Here is a 16,306-nt window from a genome sequence, read left to right as displayed (position 1 = left end):
GGGTAAGGGCAAAAGTCGGTAAATAGCGGCAAAGTTGCCGGTGCTTACCTTCACGACATTGCTCATGTAAACGGCCAAGATTGACTCGATGTATCTTGGCCGTTTTTTTTCGGGATTGTTATATCATTGTCACTTTTGAAAGCTAGCATCTACGCATGTCTGAAACTTACAGCTTTAGGAACGCGTCTGGCTCTATCCAGCAATCGGCCGCCGGTTATTATCATAGGTGGCGTTTGATCAAGGATGCCCTGGCCCGTTATGGCGTCATCGTCGGGGGGCTCGGCATCCTGGCCGCGATCATTCTGATTTTCTTTTACCTGGTGTATGTGGTTTATCCGCTCTTTACCGGCGCTTCGGCCTCGCCGGTGAACCGGTATGCGGCGCCTGAACCGTCGCTCGGCAGGACGCTGTACCTCGACATCGAGGAGCAAAACGAGTTGGCGGCCCGTTTCACGGACAGCGGCCGTGTGGTATTTTTCGAAGCGGCGACCGGCAAACCGGTACTGACGCAGGCGATTGCGCTTCCCGAAGGCGTTTCGGTCACCAGTTTCACCCCGGGCCGTCCGGTGAATGGGGGCGTGTTCGCTTACGGGCTTTCGAATGGCGGCGTTATCGTGGTCAGGAACCACTACAAGGTGACCTATGACAAGGATGTGCGCAAGATAGCGCCGGAACTCGGTTATCCGCTCGGAGAGGCGCCGCTGATGATCGGCGAGGAAGGAGCGCCGCTCGATAAGGTCGCCGTCAAATGGGAAGACGATGCGACGGTGATTGTGGCGAAAACCGGCGGCAAGATTCGTTTGGTCAGTTTCGAAAAAGAGCGGTCGTTGTTCGCCGAAGAGTCGGCGGTTCAGCGTACCGATGCGGTACTGGATACGCCGGCCGAAAATATCGCGCAAATATTGATCGACAAGAACGGAGAAAATCTGTTTCTGGCCGGCAGCGACGGCAGTGTCGGTTTTTTCGATATTGCGGATAAAAATGCGCCGGTGCTCAGGCAGCGCCAGAACGTGGTCGAAACGGGGCTTGCGATTACCAGCCTGGCTTTACTGAACGGCGATCTGTCGCTGCTGGTCGGCGATTCCTCTGGACAGGTTACGCAGTGGAGCAAAGGCAAGGACGAATTGAACAATGTGGTGCTGAAAAAGCTCAGGGTCTTCAAGGTTTCCGACCGGCCTGTCGTTACGATCGATTCCGAGCAGCGGCGCAAGGGCTTCATGACCTTCGATGCCGGCGGGAAAATGGGGCTTTTCAATTCCACCGCGGAAAGGCGCCTGCTGGAAGAACCGCTTGCGGCGCATCCGGTAGCGGCAGCGTTGTCGCCGCGCGCGAACGCCTTGCTGATGCAGGACGAAGACGGCCAAATCCATTTCTGGAGCGTCCATAACGAGCATCCGGAAGTTTCGTTCGGGTCGATCTGGGGGAAAGTCTGGTATGAAAGCTACCAGAAGCCCGATTACATCTGGCAGTCGTCTTCGGCCGCGAACGATTTCGAGCCGAAATACAGTATGACGCCGTTGGTTTTCGGCACACTGAAGGCGGCCTTCTACGCGATGCTGTTCGCTATGCCGCTGTCTTTGCTGGGCGCCATTTACACTGCTTATTTCATGGCGCCGGCCATGCGTCAGCTGGTCAAGCCGACCATCGAGCTGATGGGGGCGCTGCCGTCGGTGATTTTGGGTTTCCTGGCCGGTTTATGGCTGGCGCCTTTCATCGAAAAGCACCTCGCCGGCATCTTCTCGACGCTGATCTTGCTGCCGGTCGGCGTGCTGCTGTTTGCGCTGGGCTGGCAGTGGGTCCCGAAAGCGATCCGGCATAAAATTCCCGAAGGCTGGGAGGGCGCGTTATTGATTCCGGTGATGCTGTTTACCGGCTGGTTCGCATTCCAGGTCAGTGTGCCTCTGGAAGCGGCGCTGTTCGGCGGTTCGCTACGCGACTGGTTCAGCCGCGAGTGGGGGATCGGCTATGACCAGCGTAACGCGCTGGTCGTCGGCATCGCGATGGGGTTCGCGGTGGTGCCGACCATTTTTTCGATTGCGGAAGACGCGGTGTTCAGCGTGCCGAAGCATTTGACGGTCGGTTCCCTGGCCTTGGGTGCGACCCCGTGGCAGACGGTCATCCGCGTCGTGCTGCTGACCGCCAGCCCCGGCATTTTTTCGGCGGTGATGATCGGACTCGGCCGGGCGATCGGCGAGACGATGATCGTGTTGATGGCGACCGGCAACACGCCGGTGATGGACTTCAGCGTATTTCAGGGGCTCAGGACCCTGGCGGCCAACATCGCGGTCGAGATGCCGGAAGCCGAAGTCGACAGCACGCATTACCGGATCTTGTTTCTGGCGGCGCTGGTACTGTTCCTGTTCACCTTCATCTTCAACACGCTGGCCGAAATCATCCGTCAGCGCCTACGTGAAAAATACAGTTCGTTATGATCAAATCGTGGTTTAAAAGCGGCAATCCGTGGGTATGGTTGACGGCTTCGGCGGTCAGCGCCTGCCTGATCATGGTGCTGGGCGTATTGGGATTGATCCTGGTACGCGGAATCGGCAATTTCTGGCCGGGCGGCCTGATGCAGTTCAGTTACCAGGAAGACGGCGGGCAAGTGCATGAAGTGATCGGCGAGCTGATCGATACCAGCGTCACGCCGGCGGCGATGGCGCAAGTGGCCGGTTTTGCGATGACCGACGACGAAGACGTGCTGGTCCAGTATCAAATCAAGACCGGCAATCGCGATGTATCCGGTTCGGATTTCCGCTGGATCCAGGAACGCCGGATCAAACGGCAAAGTACGCCTCCCGAACTGATCGCGGTCGAACGGCGGGAGTGGGGTAATTTCTACGGCCGGCTGGTCGCCGTCAAGGAAGGAGGCAAGGTAATCGCCGAAGGGCCGGGGGCGATGCCGGTGCTGCAGGAACGCCTGGAGGCGGCGCTGGACATTTTCGAGAAGATTGCCCATCTCGAAAAAAAGGAAATCGGCGCGGTCAACTACGGGCTGGAGCGGCTGCGTCTGGAGCGGCGCAAACTGGAGTTGGAGAAGCGCTGGGACGCGGCCTCGGAGCAGCGTATCGCGGCCGAGAAAGCGGTTTTGGACGGAGAATATAAAAAATTCCAAACCGAATTGGTGGCGCGGTATCGCGACATCCGCAAGGACAGTTTCGTCGCGGCCGCGGACGACGGCAGCGAACACGAGATCGCGCTGGCCAAGGTCGTCCGGGTTTATCAGCCGAACGAAATGAGCGTATTCGGCAAAATCGGCCATTATTTCACCAAGTTCGCCGAGTTTCTGGCCGACGATCCGCGCGAGGCGAACACCGAAGGCGGCATTTTTCCGGCGATTTACGGCACCATTCTGATGGTGATTGTCATGTCGATCATCGTGACGCCGTTCGGCGTGATCGCGGCGGTGTATCTGCGCGAATACGCGAAACAGGGTTTCACGACCCGGCTGATCCGGATCGCGGTGAACAATCTGGCCGGGGTGCCTTCCGTCGTTTACGGCGTGTTCGGCCTTGGATTCTTCGTTTACATCCTGGGCGGCAAGATCGACCGCCTGTTTTATCCGGAAGCCTCGCCCGCGCCGGTATTCGGTACCCCCGGCCTGATGTGGGCGTCGATCACGCTGGCGCTGTTGACGCTGCCGGTCGTGATCGTGTCGACCGAAGAAGGTCTGGCGCGCATTCCCAAATCGATCCGCGAGGGCAGTCTGGCGCTCGGCGCGACCAAGTTTGAAACGCTTTGGCGGACGGTGCTGCCTATGGCAAGTCCCGCAATGATGACCGGCCTGATCCTGGCGGTCGCGCGAGCGGCCGGCGAAGTGGCGCCGCTGATGCTGGTCGGCGTGGTCAAACTGGCGCCGTCGCTGCCTCTGGACGGCAATTTCCCATTTTTGCATCTGGAAAGAAAATTCATGCACCTCGGCTTTCATATCTACGACGTGGGCTTCCAGAGCCCGAATGTCGAGGCGGCGCGTCCCTTGGTCTATGCGACATCGCTGCTGCTGGTCCTGGTGATTATCGGGCTCAATCTGTCTGCGATCCTGATCCGCAATCATCTGAGGGAAAAATATCGAGCTCTTGAAGGTTAATCATCATGACAACAGCACAACAAGCACGTACCCATGCGATCGACATGAAGTCGATCCTGCGCGATACGAAAGGCCAGGCCGAGACCGGGTTTTCCGAAGTCTGCATCCGGGTCGACAATTTGAGCCTGTTTTACGGAGAAAAACAGGCCCTGCACCACATCAACATGGACATTCAGAAACAGAAGGTAACCGCCTACATCGGCCCGAGCGGCTGCGGCAAATCGACGCTGCTGCGCTGCATCAACCGGATGAACGATCTGGTCGACAGCGCCCGGATCGAAGGCCGGATCCTGCTGGACAACGAGAACATCTACGATAAGTCGGTGAATGTCGCGGCGTTGCGCCGGCGCGTCGGGATGGTGTTCCAGAAGCCGAACCCGTTCCCGAAATCGATCTTCGAAAACGTTGCCTACGGCCTCAGGATTCAGGGCATCAACGATAAAAGAACGCTCGAAGAAACGGTCGAAAAGGCGTTGCGCGGCGCGGCGCTCTGGGATGAAATGAAGGATCGCCTGAACGACAATGCGCTCGGGATGTCCGGCGGCCAGCAGCAGCGTCTGGTGATCGCGCGCGCGATTGCGATCGAGCCCGAGGTGCTGCTGCTCGACGAGCCGGCGTCGGCGCTGGATCCGATCTCGACCCTGAAAATCGAGGAATTGATCAACGAGCTGAAAGAACAATACACGATCGTGATCGTGACGCACAACATGCAACAGGCGGCGCGGGTATCCGATCTCACCGCCTTTATGTACATGGGCGAACTGATCGAGATGGGCCCGACCAGCGAACTGTTCACGAATCCGAAAAAACAGCAGACAGAAGATTACATCACCGGCCGTTATGGTTAAGGAGCCGACAATGGAAAACAGTAAGATCGGACAGCATATCTCCGCCCAGTTCAACAAGGAAATCGAAGACATCCGCAACAAGGTGCTGACTATGGGCGGACTCGTCGAACAGCAACTGGAGCTGGCGATGCAGTCCTTTTCGACGGGCGACATCGAAATGGCCGAGCTGGTGATCAAGCAGGACAATCAGGTCGATGCGCTGGAAGTCGAGATCGATCGCGAATGTACGCAGATCCTGGCGCTTCGGCAGCCGGCCGCGTTCGATCTGCGTTTGCTGCTGACCGTGATCAAGGTGATCAACGAACTGGAAATCGTCGGTGATCTGGCCGAGCGGATCGCAAAACTGGCGATCCAGTCGGCCGACAGCGACGGTCGAATCGATCAGTATTACGAGATCCAGCACATGGCGAATCTGGTCAAGGACATGCTGCACCGGGCACTCGACGCATTCGCGCGGATGAGCATCGAGGACGTTCCGGCGATTACCGGCCTGGACGACAACGTCGACCGCGAATATTCGAGCATCATCCGCCAGTTGATCACGCACATGATGGAAGACCCGCGCAACATCACCCGCACGCTGAACGTGCTGTGGACCGTGCGCGCGATGGAACGGATCGGCGACCATGCCTGCTACATCTGCGAGCATCTGATCTACATGGTCAAGGGCGAGGCGGTGCGCCATTTGAGCCGGGAAGAAATGGCGAAGAAAGTCAAGGGGGGGTGAGGCGTACAGCCTGATAGGTCGGGCAACCGCTTTATCGTTGCCCGGCGATCATGTGGCGATTCTGCTTCGGAATGTTGCGCGGGTCTGAAACCCTGTCACCTTTCAAGGCATGGAAAATGTCGGGCACAAAAAGCGCGTGCCCGACCGCGCGGCTTAATCAAACCGTTTTTCCACTCTACGAATTTCACGTAAAATTTGTTTCCGTTTTTTTCATTTAAAGAGCCAGATTATGTACCGATTCGACATTATCAATCTATTTATCAAAAAACACGGTTATCAGCGTTATCTGGAAATCGGCGTAGAGGGCGGCGATGCTTTCAATAGCTCCCTCTGCCCGACAAAGCATGGCGTTGACCCGGCCTCGGTAAACGCCACATTCCGTATCACCTCCGATGAATTTTTCGGCATGCTGGCGGATCATATCCGTTACGACTTGATTTTTGTCGATGGCCTCCATACGGAGGAGCAAGCGCAGCGCGATATCGAGAATGCCCTGCGGCATCTGTCCGAGAACGGAACCATTATCGTCCATGACTGCGATCCACCCACGGAATGGCATCAACGCAGCTATGAGGAAGCCTTGCAGAACGGCTGCCGCCAGTGGAACGGCACGACCTGGCGGGCTTTCGTCAATTTACGCGCCTCCCGACCCGATTTGAGCATGTGCGTAGTCAATACCGACTGGGGTTGCGGCATCGTCCGGCGCGGCACTCAAACTCCGCTGGCATTGCCGCCCGCCTATACTTACGCCGACTTCGCCAAGCACCGTACCGAGTGGCTGAATCTTATTTCCGAACAAGATTTTCTGGCAAGCCTGGCGTAATCGAAAAGCCTTGGGTTAGCTTTAACAGTTCGCCGACGGTGAAAAATCACAACTTCACGATGATGGATGCCACCGGTTCTATTTCCGGATTGGGTCTGCCCAGGTCGGAATAACCGCCTTCCTCTACCCAGACCCAGTCATTCAGCCCCAAAGCCAGAAAGCGTTCGGGGATACGCTGATCGTATTTCCAGCGCAAATAGCGGACATGGCGCTGAATATCCTGATTTCTAACCCGCTGGGTGTTCGCTCCGCCTTCGATATATTGCAAATAACCCAAGACCGGAGTTCTCGCCATCGTCGTGTGCAGGAAGGCGCGTATCGATAATTCAAAATCATCGGCGGCTTTTATGCTTGTGCCTACGCATCTCGCCCGCAAACCCGTACGGTGGATGAATTGTAGGGTGGATTCGCCGTCAGGCAATCCACCAAAACGGCACACCGGCGCTTCGTTTGGCATGGCGGTTTACTGGCGCGAAACCGCCTCATCCATCTGAGCGGGCGGGAATTTAGAGCATTTTCATATCGCGTGCAGGGAGGTACGAAAGCGCACCCGCCTGGGTTTCTGGATTCCGGCAATCCCTGTCGGAATGACGGGCTTATGTATAAGGGCATGGGTAAGAGGTTTCCTATTTAGACCTGTATTTATAGGATTTCTCTGTGAAGTAGGCTATTTAAAGATTTCTGCAACCCTAATTTTTAGCAATGTCAATGCACTACACTAAACCGGACATACTTTTTAAAATAACTGCCGGGTTTTGGAGGAGACGCGCCGGTGACTCACTGGTCTTTGATCAGGCGCACCACTTGCAATTTGAAGCTGCTGTCGAATACCCGACGTTTTTTTATCATGATCTTGTTTCCATTTTCTATGTGGATAGATAGAGTTTATTAACCTTATACCATTAAATTTTCTCATAAAAGTTACCGCCAGCATTGAGCCGTCGATTCGAAACAAACGGCCAAGCTATTGCCGCACTCTTTTGCTCGACTCATGTTTTGGCCGTTAGCGACTGTTGTGTTAGAATCGCGAAACATCTACTATCGGTCATCCGCGCCTTCGCATAAAGTATTGAACAGGCTCGAAAAACACTCTCGATCTACAGAGGTGGCCTGATCAAGCCTTTTGTGCGGACTCCCTCTGATGATAGAGGGAACAATTTCGTTCCATGTTGCCGTCGTAACCTTGCGGAGAACGGTATTATCCGGTAGACGGTGATGTTTTGCCGGTGGCGCGGTTTTTTCTCGTTTACGATTTTCGCGCTATTTTCATGCTTGTGCCTACGAATCCCGTTCGCAAGCAATACATCAACACGAATCGGAACGGTTACCGTCGGTCATGCCATGAACTCAACAACAATCGCAGGCGGAATCGTTTCGCTTGGACAATCCTGTTCCGTGACCGTTACCGGTAAAGCCGAGGCGCCCCAATGTCGCAGATCGTCGTAGAGTTTCGCAGTTCCTTTACCCGGTCGTCCGCGACGGCGACTTTTACCGACGGGAAAGACTACGTCGCAGGCAGCAATCCGGCTTGCGATCTGCCTTTGCAAGGCCAGGACGTCAAAGCGGAACATGCCAGGCTGTCGTTTACTCTCGACGGCTTGTTCGTAAGCCCGTTTGCGGACGCTCGGATCACGGTCAACGGCCATTCCGCCGTCGGCAAAACAAAACTTTCCGACGGCGACTGGCTTGCGCTCGGCGCAACGCTGTTCCAAGTCAATTTTCTAGATCACCCTACCGGGACCTCGCCATTCGCAGCCCCTGCGTCCCCAAAATCCGGCGTGCTGACGATAGGCCGGATTCCCGAATGCGATCTCGAAATCGCTTCGCCTTTGGTGTCGAGAGAACACGCACGACTCTATTGCGACGCAAACGGCGTCGAAATCGAAGATCTCAACAGTACCAACGGCACCTTCGTGAATGGCCGACAGATCGAAGGCCGCCTGCGCCTGAAGCAGGGCGACCGTGTCTCGATCGCCTCGTTCGGTTTTCTGTTTACCGGACAAGCACTGGAGCCGATCGACACCTCCGGTCGGGTCCGGGTCGAAGTGCAAGGTTTGTGCAAGGAAGTCTTCGACCGCTCGACCAAACAGTCAAAGCGCCTGCTCGACGACATTAGTCTCGCGATAGAACCGGGCGAGTTCGTCGTACTTTTCGGCACCAGCGGCTCCGGTAAATCGACTTTGCTCGATGCATTGAACGGCCGGCGCCCGGCCACTAGCGGCAAGGTGCTCTACAACGGCATCGATTTGTACGGCGCCTTCGACGCGTTTCGGGCCACGATCGGCTACGTGCCGCAGCAGGACATCGTGCATCGGAAGATTACGATTCAAAACGCGCTGAAATATACCGCCCGCTTGCGCCTGCCGCCGGATACCTCGGATCGGGAAATCGGCGGCTACATCGGCAGCGTGTTGAGCAAGGTTGAATTGAGCGAAAAGAGTGCCTTGCCGATCGATACGCCGGCACCGCTCAGCGGCGGCCAGTTGAAGCGAGTCAGCTTGGCCGTCGAGCTGGTCGCGAATCCGAACATTCTGTTTCTCGACGAAGTTACCAGCGGCCTCGACGCCGGCACCGATAAACGCATGATGCGTCTGTTCGCGGATCTCGCGGCCGATGAAAAGACGGTCGTCTGCGTCACCCACACGCTCGAAAACATCGACGTCTGTCATCTTGTCGTGCTGTTGCACAAAGGCAAACTGGTCTATTTCGGCCCGCCGCGCGAAGCTGCGGCCTATTTCGGCGTGCAGAAACTGTCCGATGTCTACGAATTACTCGAAGCGAGCCCGGCAAACCTGTGGGCGGACAAGTTCCGGCAGTCGTCGTATTATCAGAATTACGTACTCGCGCGCATGACATCGCCTGCGTCCGCGCTGAATTCGGCCACCCAGCCGATCCCCCCGAATGAGGCGAAAAACCGCCGTTGGTTCGACTGGCGGCAGACCGGCACCTTGATACGGCGTTATCTCGACCTGATCGCTTCCGACAAGAAAAATTTATTGATCCTGCTCTTGCAGGCGCCGCTAATCGCGGTGATCATCGGGCTGGTATTCAATACCGACGGTTTGCCCGCGCAGCGCGCGGAAGCCGAGAGCAAGATCTTCTTCATCCTGGTGCTTTCCGCGATCTGGTTCGGTACCTTGAATTCGGCTCGGGAATTGGTCAAGGAATTACCGATTTATCTGCGCGAACGTTCGGTCAACTTGGGCATTACGCCTTATTTGACCAGCAAGCTGCTGCCTTTGGCCGCATTGTGCCTGATCCAGTGCGCACTGCTGTTCGGCATCGTCTCGCTGATGGTCGACTTGCCCGGCGGCTTTTTCGCGCGCGTCGCGGTGTTGTTTTCGGCGGCGATGGCCGCCACCTGCATGGGCCTTGCGGTCAGCGCCTTCGTCGACTCGAACGACAAGGCAGTCGCGACTGCGCCGATTTTATTGATTCCGCAAGTGGTGCTGTCGAACGCGGTGGTGATTTTGAGCGATGGCGGCTTGTGGGTCGCAAAGACGAGTGTGATCGCTTATTGGGCCCTCGATGCGATGAAAACCACGTTGAGCTTGCAAAGCCGCAGCGTGCAATATCCTTTCACCGGCAAGCTGATCGTGCCGATTTCCGGCACTTTCGGCGCCGACCTCGGCATGGTTGCGTTGCTCGGCATCGTGTTCATCGGGATCGCGGTGCTCGGGCTCAAATTAAAGGATCGCAGGAAATAGCCATGAATCTCGATAAAAATCCGGAAAATCGCGTCTGCCCCGGCTGCGGTACTGAAAACCCTCTCGTCGCCCTGGCGCAACGCGACTACCGTTGCAGCCAGTGCAATCTCGAAATGGCGCATCTCGACGTCGCCGCGAACGGCGTGATTCGCGGCGTCTTCGGCTGGCTGCGCGAGGTCGGCAGCACGATCGGCGAGCGCTACCGGGTTGTCGCAGTGCTCGGCAAGGGCGGTTTCGGCGCCACCTATCTGGTCGAAGACCTGCGCCTAAACGCCAAACGGCGGGCGATCAAAGAGGTGCCGGAACTGTTGTTCGACGAGTACGAAACCACTTTGCTGAGCCGTCTGAATCATCCATCGATCCCGGACATCATCGACCGCAGCGTCGCGGACGGCATGGTTTATCTGGTACTCGAATTCGGCGGCAGCAAGACACTGAGCAGCGAGCGCAAGCAATATCCGGGGCGCATTCCGCTCGACATTTTGTTGCCGTGGATGCGGCAGTTGTGCGAAGTGTTGATTTATTTGCATTCGCAAAAGCCTCCGATCATCCACCGCGACCTGAAGCCGGACAACGTGCTGCTCGATGAAAACGGCCGTATCATGTTGATCGACTTCGGCATCGCGAAGGAATCGACCCCGTCGACGATGACCCGGACGATCGGCCGCGCCGCGACGCACGGCTTCAGTCCGCCCGAGCAGGCAATGGGCACCGGCACCGACGAACGATCGGACATCTATGCGCTGAGCGCTACCTTTTATGCGCTATTGACCGGGCAGAATCCGCCCGCCGCGCACGAGCGCGTCGCCGGTAAGGATCTGATCGCGCCGTCGCAGTTGGCGCCCGGCGTGCCGCCGCTGCTGGAAGCGGCGATTCTGCGCGCGTTGAACCTGAACGTGAATCTGCGTCAGCAAACGATGCAGGAATTCGGCCAAACCCTCGCCGCGATCGATCCCGGTATGCCCGGTCCTGCGACGCAAAGCGCCCAATACACCGACCGTACCGTGCTGGTCAGCCGGCGGACCGGCGCGACCGGGCTGCATCCGCCGAGCCTGAAACTACCGAGCGAGCCGGTTTCGTTAACCTTGCCGAAATCGGCGCCTTCGGCCGCAATACCCCCCGCCCACATCGCAACCGATTCGAATCGAAAAGCACTCTGGCTGATGGCCGGCGTTTCGTTCGCCCTCGCCGCGACGTTGGCGATCGCCTATTTTTTGTGGCCCGCCGCGAAAGACGAATCCACCCGAATCGCCGGGACGCAAGCGCCTGGTCAGACCCTCGACTTGCTCCCGCCATTGCCGCAATTACCCGTCGCGGTGCAGCCGACCGCCGAGCCCGAAAAGGCCACCCCGACCCCGGTACCCGCTCCGTCTACCAGCGTTGCTGCGATTATGCCAACACCGACTCCCGGGGGTAGCGCCGCGGCCGCCTTCGAAGAGGAATTAAAAAAGAAAGGAGGAAGCCCAGCAATCAAACCGATACCCGGCCCCTCTTCGCAAGCCGAAAACACTTTGTATAGGACGCGAGAGGCAAGTACACCGAAAAACATCGCCGCAGCGCCCAAACCCAAACCGGTGGTCAAGCGCAAGGAACCGACACGGCAGGTGGCAAAACGAAATTCCGGCGGCAATAATGACAGTTGGCTAGACGATTTCAGCAGTAGTGGTGTCAGGGTCAAATGATCAAAACAGTCTATAGTGAAAAGACCAACCCGCAATTTTTAACAACGACAACCGATGACGAGGGGATAGCCATGATACAAGCGCTACGAAAAAAGACGTTAATTTCATCGTTCAAAACTGCCCGAGGCAGGCTGCTGCTCACGGGTTTCGCCACCCTGTTGGCGAGCTTGGCATCGATGCCGGCGTCCGCGCTGGGTTTTTCGGATCCCGGCGGCTATGGCCTGAAGATTTACCGGGTCAACTCGGGCTTGTATCCCTATGTCCAGGTGTATTTCCGCACCTTCGATCAAGAACAGAACCCCTTGGTCAATTTGAACGCGATGAACATCGGTCTGATGGTTAAAGGCAGGGCCTACGATCCGATGAAGCGTCAATATAACATCGGTTCGATCCGCCAACGCCAGGAGGCAACGCGCTCGGTCTTGATCCTCGATGCGAGCAAGTCGATGACTGGCGCGCCATTCTTGGCCGCGCAAAAAGCCGCGACCCGCTATATCGACAGCAAGCGTCCACAGGACGAAGTCGCGATCTTATCGATTCGGGACACGAAAACCGGCTATGACATCGTTTCCGATTTCGAAAGAGACCCCGGCGCGCTTGGCCGGCGTCTTTTCGAGGTAGTGCCGGACGGCAATCGCAGCCGAATCTACGATACGATCGGGGCCGCGATGCAAATGTGCGGGATGTCCGCGCAAGGATCGGTGACGCCCGGCATAGAAAATTACATCATTTCCTGCTCGATCGTGGTGTTCTCGGACGGCTACGATGAAGGTAGCGCCATTTCGCGCGAGGAACTGAACGGCCGCATCACCGCGCTCGGCATTCCGGTACCGATTTATTCACTCGCCTATTCGAAAAAAAGCCGCGAGCATTTTAAAAACCTCGAATCGCTGTCGAAGAATTCATTCGGCATTTACTATTTGATCGGCGAGGCAATCGATGAAATGCAAAAAACCGTTGAGCGGATCCAAAATATCCTGCAAAGCGATTACGTGTTGACCTTCCGTTCCGTGGTCGAGGTCGACGGCGAGGAGCACGCGATCAAGGTCGGCGTCGAATACCCTACCGGCAGCGGAAAATTCTATTACGAAAGCGCCAAGATGGAGGCGATACAGCCGCCCCCGGTACCTGCAGTGTTGCAGCAAATACAGGTGTTGGACGGCTATTTCCCGGCGTTGCCTGAAGGCATGGCCCCGTACATGGAAAAACCGGCGGAAGCTCTGGCCGCTCCGCCAGCGCAAATTCCCGCTGCGCCGGCGCCTCAGGGCACTCAAGCACAAAATGCGAAGGAGCTATAAATGAAAAAGACGCTTAACCTCAAAATCGGCATTTTCGCCCCTTCGGTCGTCCTGCTGGCTGGCTGCGCGACAATGGAGCAATCCGCCGGCCTTGCGGCTTTAGGTTGCGGTGCGGTTGGCGCCTTGACCGGGGTCCTGACCAACAACGCCGGGGCCGGCGCCGGAGCCGGCGCCGGCTGCATGGCCTTAGCCGGGCTGGCGCTGTACAACTACCATTCGAGTCAAACCCGGACCGTGGAGCAGGATCAACGGCTTTACGGTTACACCGCACCGGTCAACAGCACCGAAGTCAAGATTCGGACAGCTACCGCTTATCCGGAAACGGTGCATGTCGGCGACACGGTCAAAATCGGCATGGATTATTCGGTAATGGCGCCGCAAGGCACACCGAGCGTCAACGTGACCGAATCGATGGTACTCAAACATGATGGTAAAACCCTGAAGACGTTGAGCGAACGGCCGGTTTCCAGACCTCTGGGTGGCGGCAGTTCCGAGGTCGATTTCAAGATACCCGCCAAGATGCCGTCCGGTACTTACGTGGTCGAGCAAAAAGTGCAGGCCGGCACCAGTTATGATATCCGTCCGACCGTATTTGTCGTCGGTTCTTGAAGCGATGCCCGTGCGCAGAACCGGCGCTCCGCTTCGATTGCTGCTGTCCGCCGCTGCAGCGGTCTTCGCTTCCGCCGCGGCGGCCGTTCCTTGCCCAGAGCAGCAGGCCGCAATCGACGCCTCGTTACAGCGCATCTACAACGAGTGGCCGTTGCGCGCGAGTAGCGATCATCCGTCTCGCTATGTGCAAAACCTCGCTTCGAGGCTCGCTGCTGACAGCGGACGTCCCGAGCTGATGCACTGGAAGGTTGCTCTGGTCAGAAATCTGGCGCCGAATGCGTTCTCGATCGGCAACGGCTACGCGTTCGTGACTGACGGCGCGCTTCGCTTCGTTCTGAATGAATCGGAACTGGCCGCGATATTGGCGCATGAACTCGGCCACGAATTGGCCGGCCATTTTTGCGCGCCCAAAACGACGACCGGTTCCGGCGGTCTGTTCGATCTGTTTTCGCGCCCGGAACCCGAACCCAACCGCATTGGTGTCGGTTCATTGACGCAGGTGATTGACCCGTCCAAAGAACGCGAGGCCGATGACATCGCCTTGTCGTTGCTCTGGTCGGCCGGTTTCAATCCCCGCGCTTTGCTGGACATGGCGCTGCGATTGCCGGCAAACGGCCCTTTGCATTATTTGAATGCGGAGCGAGTCCGCTTTCTCGAACGGGCGGTGCTTCGCTTTCCGCCGGCCAAAGCAGTAAGCTCGAACGAATTTTTTGCGGTCAAACGCAGCCTGGAAACCGAATAGCATGTCACGAGGCAAAATCGTATACGGCGCAGCAAGTCACCCGGGACGGGTCCGCGAACTGAACGAAGACAGCTATCTTGCCTGGCCGGCATGGGGTTTATGGGCGGTGGCCGATGGCCTGGGCGGCCACGAGGCCGGCGAAGTCGCCAGCGCGATCGCGATTCAGGAAATCGCTCGTGCAGTCAAAGTCGGCGGCACATTGTCGCAAGCGGTCGATGCGGCGCATCGGGCAATCATGCATGCGATACAAGACGGCGTCGGCAGTGAAGGGATGGGCTCGACGCTGGCGGCAGTAAAAATCGAAGACATGGCTTACCAAATCGCCTGGGTTGGCGACAGTCGCGTTTATTTATGGAACGGAGCGCTTGCTCAATTGACGAAGGACCATTCCTATGTACAACTCCTCCTGGAAGCCGGCTTGATCGACCGTAGCCAAATTGCCGGCCATCCCTATCACAACGTGATCTGCCAGGCTCTCGGCACGCGCGGTGCCGACGGACAAGACATTCGGCCCGATTTCGCGGCCGGCATGTTAAATGACGGCGATATACTGTTGCTGTGTTCGGACGGACTAACCGGTGAACTTGCCGATGCGGAGATCGCCGCGCTTCTCGGGGAAGCCGGCGGCCTACAAACGCGGGCCGACCGATTGGTCGAAGCGTCGTTGGCCGCTGGCGGCAACGATAACGTGACGGTATTGTTGCTGGGTTTGCATTGAACAGCTTTTGCCGGCGGTTGCGAAAATCTTCAGTTCGGTAGGCCGGGCAACAGCTTCATCGTTGCCGGACGTTTGGAGTCAAGGTGTAGTTTATTTCGGAGAAGTAGTTTACGTTTCTCCCCTATGCCGCCAACCAAAACCCCTATTTCTCCAACCCGATAAAATCCCACACCCTGTGCGAGAAAGTCGCTTCGCTGTGTTCTGGGACCGGAGGGCCGTCGGGATAATTCAGCTGGTAGATTCGCTCGACATTGGCGGCCTGATCCGGCATGTCCAGTTTGGTATAAGCCTCCTTCAGGGCTTCCAGCGCATACGGCACCGCCGGAGTCCGCTGGTATTTTTCGATCACCTCAGCTGCCCGGTTGACGGCGGCGACATAAGCCTGGCGTTTGATATAAAAACGGGCGATATGCACTTCGTGCATCGCCATGTTGTTTCTTAGCGCGGTCATCCGCTGCTTGGCGTCCGCAATATATTTGCTGTTCGGGAAGCGATTGATCAGCTCCGAGAAATTTTCGTAAGCTTCTTTGGTGGTGCTGATGTCGCGCTGCGAGGAGTCGGTCGGCAGGAAGCGGTCGACGAAGCCGAAGCCGCGGTTGTAGTTGACGAGCCCTTTCAGGTAATAGGCATAATCGACGCTCGGATTGCGCGGATTGATCTTGATGAAGCGGTCGGCCGCCGCGAGTGCCGCGTCGGAATCGCCGCTTTTGTAATAGGCATAGGCAACGTCGAGCTGGGTTTGCGCGGAGGTTTCGCCGAACGGGTAGCGCGCTTCCAGCGCCTCGTAGATTTTGACCGCTTTTTCGTAATTGCCGGCGTCGACGGCGGTTTGCGCTTCCTGGCGGAATTTTTCGACATTCCAGTCTTTGTATTCGTCTTCCGTTTCGGCATCCTTGCTGAACGAGAAATTCTTTAGCGATTCGCAGCCGGTCAGCGAGAACGCAAGCCAGCCAATAAATAAACTTTTTAACAAAATTAATCGCATAGTGCTATCGACACGTAGTAATATGATCGGTTTTCGTGCCGGATCGGCAGTTAGCCGATCCGGCACGAAAACTGAACGAGTAT

13 protein-coding genes are annotated in these 16,306 nt (G+C 57.0%); 11 read left to right on the top strand and 2 right to left on the bottom strand.

Features of this window, described 5'->3' with window-relative positions; all coding sequences use genetic code 11:
- Window positions 1-155 precede the first annotated feature (155 nt).
- From METAL_RS15870 to METAL_RS20125, 5 genes are all read left to right on the top strand, one after another.
- Window positions 156-2,432 (top strand): ABC transporter permease subunit, encoded by a 2,277-nt coding sequence (locus tag METAL_RS15870; RefSeq protein ID WP_005373895.1) that lies wholly within the window; start codon window positions 156-158, stop codon window positions 2,430-2,432.
- Window positions 2,429-4,084: a phosphate ABC transporter permease PstA gene (gene pstA / locus METAL_RS15865; RefSeq protein WP_005373894.1), complete on the top strand. Its 1,656-nt coding sequence runs from the start codon at window positions 2,429-2,431 to the stop codon at window positions 4,082-4,084. The genes METAL_RS15870 and pstA overlap by 4 nt, the downstream gene beginning before the upstream one ends.
- A gap of 5 nt (window positions 4,085-4,089) precedes the next feature.
- Window positions 4,090-4,932: a phosphate ABC transporter ATP-binding protein PstB gene (pstB, locus tag METAL_RS15860; RefSeq protein ID WP_005373893.1), complete on the top strand. Its 843-nt coding sequence runs from the start codon at window positions 4,090-4,092 to the stop codon at window positions 4,930-4,932.
- A 10-nt stretch (window positions 4,933-4,942) separates the two neighbouring features.
- On the top strand, window positions 4,943-5,659 hold the full coding sequence (phoU, locus tag METAL_RS15855; RefSeq protein WP_005373892.1) for a phosphate signaling complex protein PhoU: 717 nt from the start codon (window positions 4,943-4,945) through the stop codon (window positions 5,657-5,659).
- A 229-nt stretch (window positions 5,660-5,888) separates the two neighbouring features.
- Window positions 5,889-6,482, top strand: coding sequence for a class I SAM-dependent methyltransferase (locus METAL_RS20125; protein ID WP_005373891.1), 594 nt, complete (start codon window positions 5,889-5,891; stop codon window positions 6,480-6,482).
- A 46-nt stretch (window positions 6,483-6,528) separates the two neighbouring features.
- Here METAL_RS20125 and METAL_RS21155 read toward each other — a convergent pair whose 3' ends face one another.
- The gene (locus METAL_RS21155; RefSeq protein ID WP_157203363.1) at window positions 6,529-6,939 is read right to left on the bottom strand and encodes a hypothetical protein; all 411 of its coding nucleotides are present in this window, start codon (window positions 6,937-6,939) and stop codon (window positions 6,529-6,531) included.
- A gap of 970 nt (window positions 6,940-7,909) precedes the next feature.
- On the opposite strand from METAL_RS21155, the gene METAL_RS15840 reads away from it, so the two are divergent.
- The 6 genes from METAL_RS15840 (at window position 7,910) to METAL_RS15815 (ending at window position 15,238) form a co-directional block, all read left to right on the top strand.
- Window positions 7,910-10,189: an FHA domain-containing protein gene (locus METAL_RS15840; RefSeq protein ID WP_005373888.1), complete on the top strand. Its 2,280-nt coding sequence runs from the start codon at window positions 7,910-7,912 to the stop codon at window positions 10,187-10,189.
- Between the two features lie 2 nt (window positions 10,190-10,191).
- A complete protein-coding gene (locus tag METAL_RS15835) occupies window positions 10,192-11,871 on the top strand; it encodes a serine/threonine protein kinase (RefSeq protein ID WP_005373886.1) in 1,680 nt (559 codons plus the stop codon).
- Window positions 11,872-11,942: 71 nt separating this feature from the next.
- Window positions 11,943-13,169, top strand: a complete 1,227-nt coding sequence (locus tag METAL_RS15830) for a vWA domain-containing protein (protein WP_157203362.1) — start codon at window positions 11,943-11,945, stop codon at window positions 13,167-13,169.
- Entirely contained in the window at window positions 13,170-13,778 is a 609-nt protein-coding gene (locus tag METAL_RS15825) for a hypothetical protein (protein WP_005373882.1), read from the top strand.
- A gap of 4 nt (window positions 13,779-13,782) precedes the next feature.
- Window positions 13,783-14,520 (top strand): M48 family metallopeptidase, encoded by a 738-nt coding sequence (locus tag METAL_RS15820; RefSeq protein ID WP_005373880.1) that lies wholly within the window; start codon window positions 13,783-13,785, stop codon window positions 14,518-14,520.
- Window position 14,521: 1 nt separating this feature from the next.
- Window positions 14,522-15,238, top strand: a complete 717-nt coding sequence (locus tag METAL_RS15815; protein WP_005373878.1) for a PP2C family protein-serine/threonine phosphatase — start codon at window positions 14,522-14,524, stop codon at window positions 15,236-15,238.
- Window positions 15,239-15,380: 142 nt separating this feature from the next.
- Here the strand turns inward: METAL_RS15815 and METAL_RS15810 are convergent, their stop codons facing one another.
- Complete coding sequence (locus tag METAL_RS15810) at window positions 15,381-16,223, bottom strand: outer membrane protein assembly factor BamD (protein WP_005373877.1); 843 nt, start codon at window positions 16,221-16,223, stop codon at window positions 15,381-15,383.
- Between the last annotated feature and the right edge of the window lie 83 nt (window positions 16,224-16,306).

This window comes from Methylomicrobium album BG8 (assembly GCF_000214275.2).
Taxonomy (GTDB): domain Bacteria; phylum Pseudomonadota; class Gammaproteobacteria; order Methylococcales; family Methylomonadaceae; genus Methylomicrobium; species Methylomicrobium agile.
Note: the sequence above shows the minus strand (reverse complement) of the source record. Positions and strands in the feature narration are given on the sequence as shown.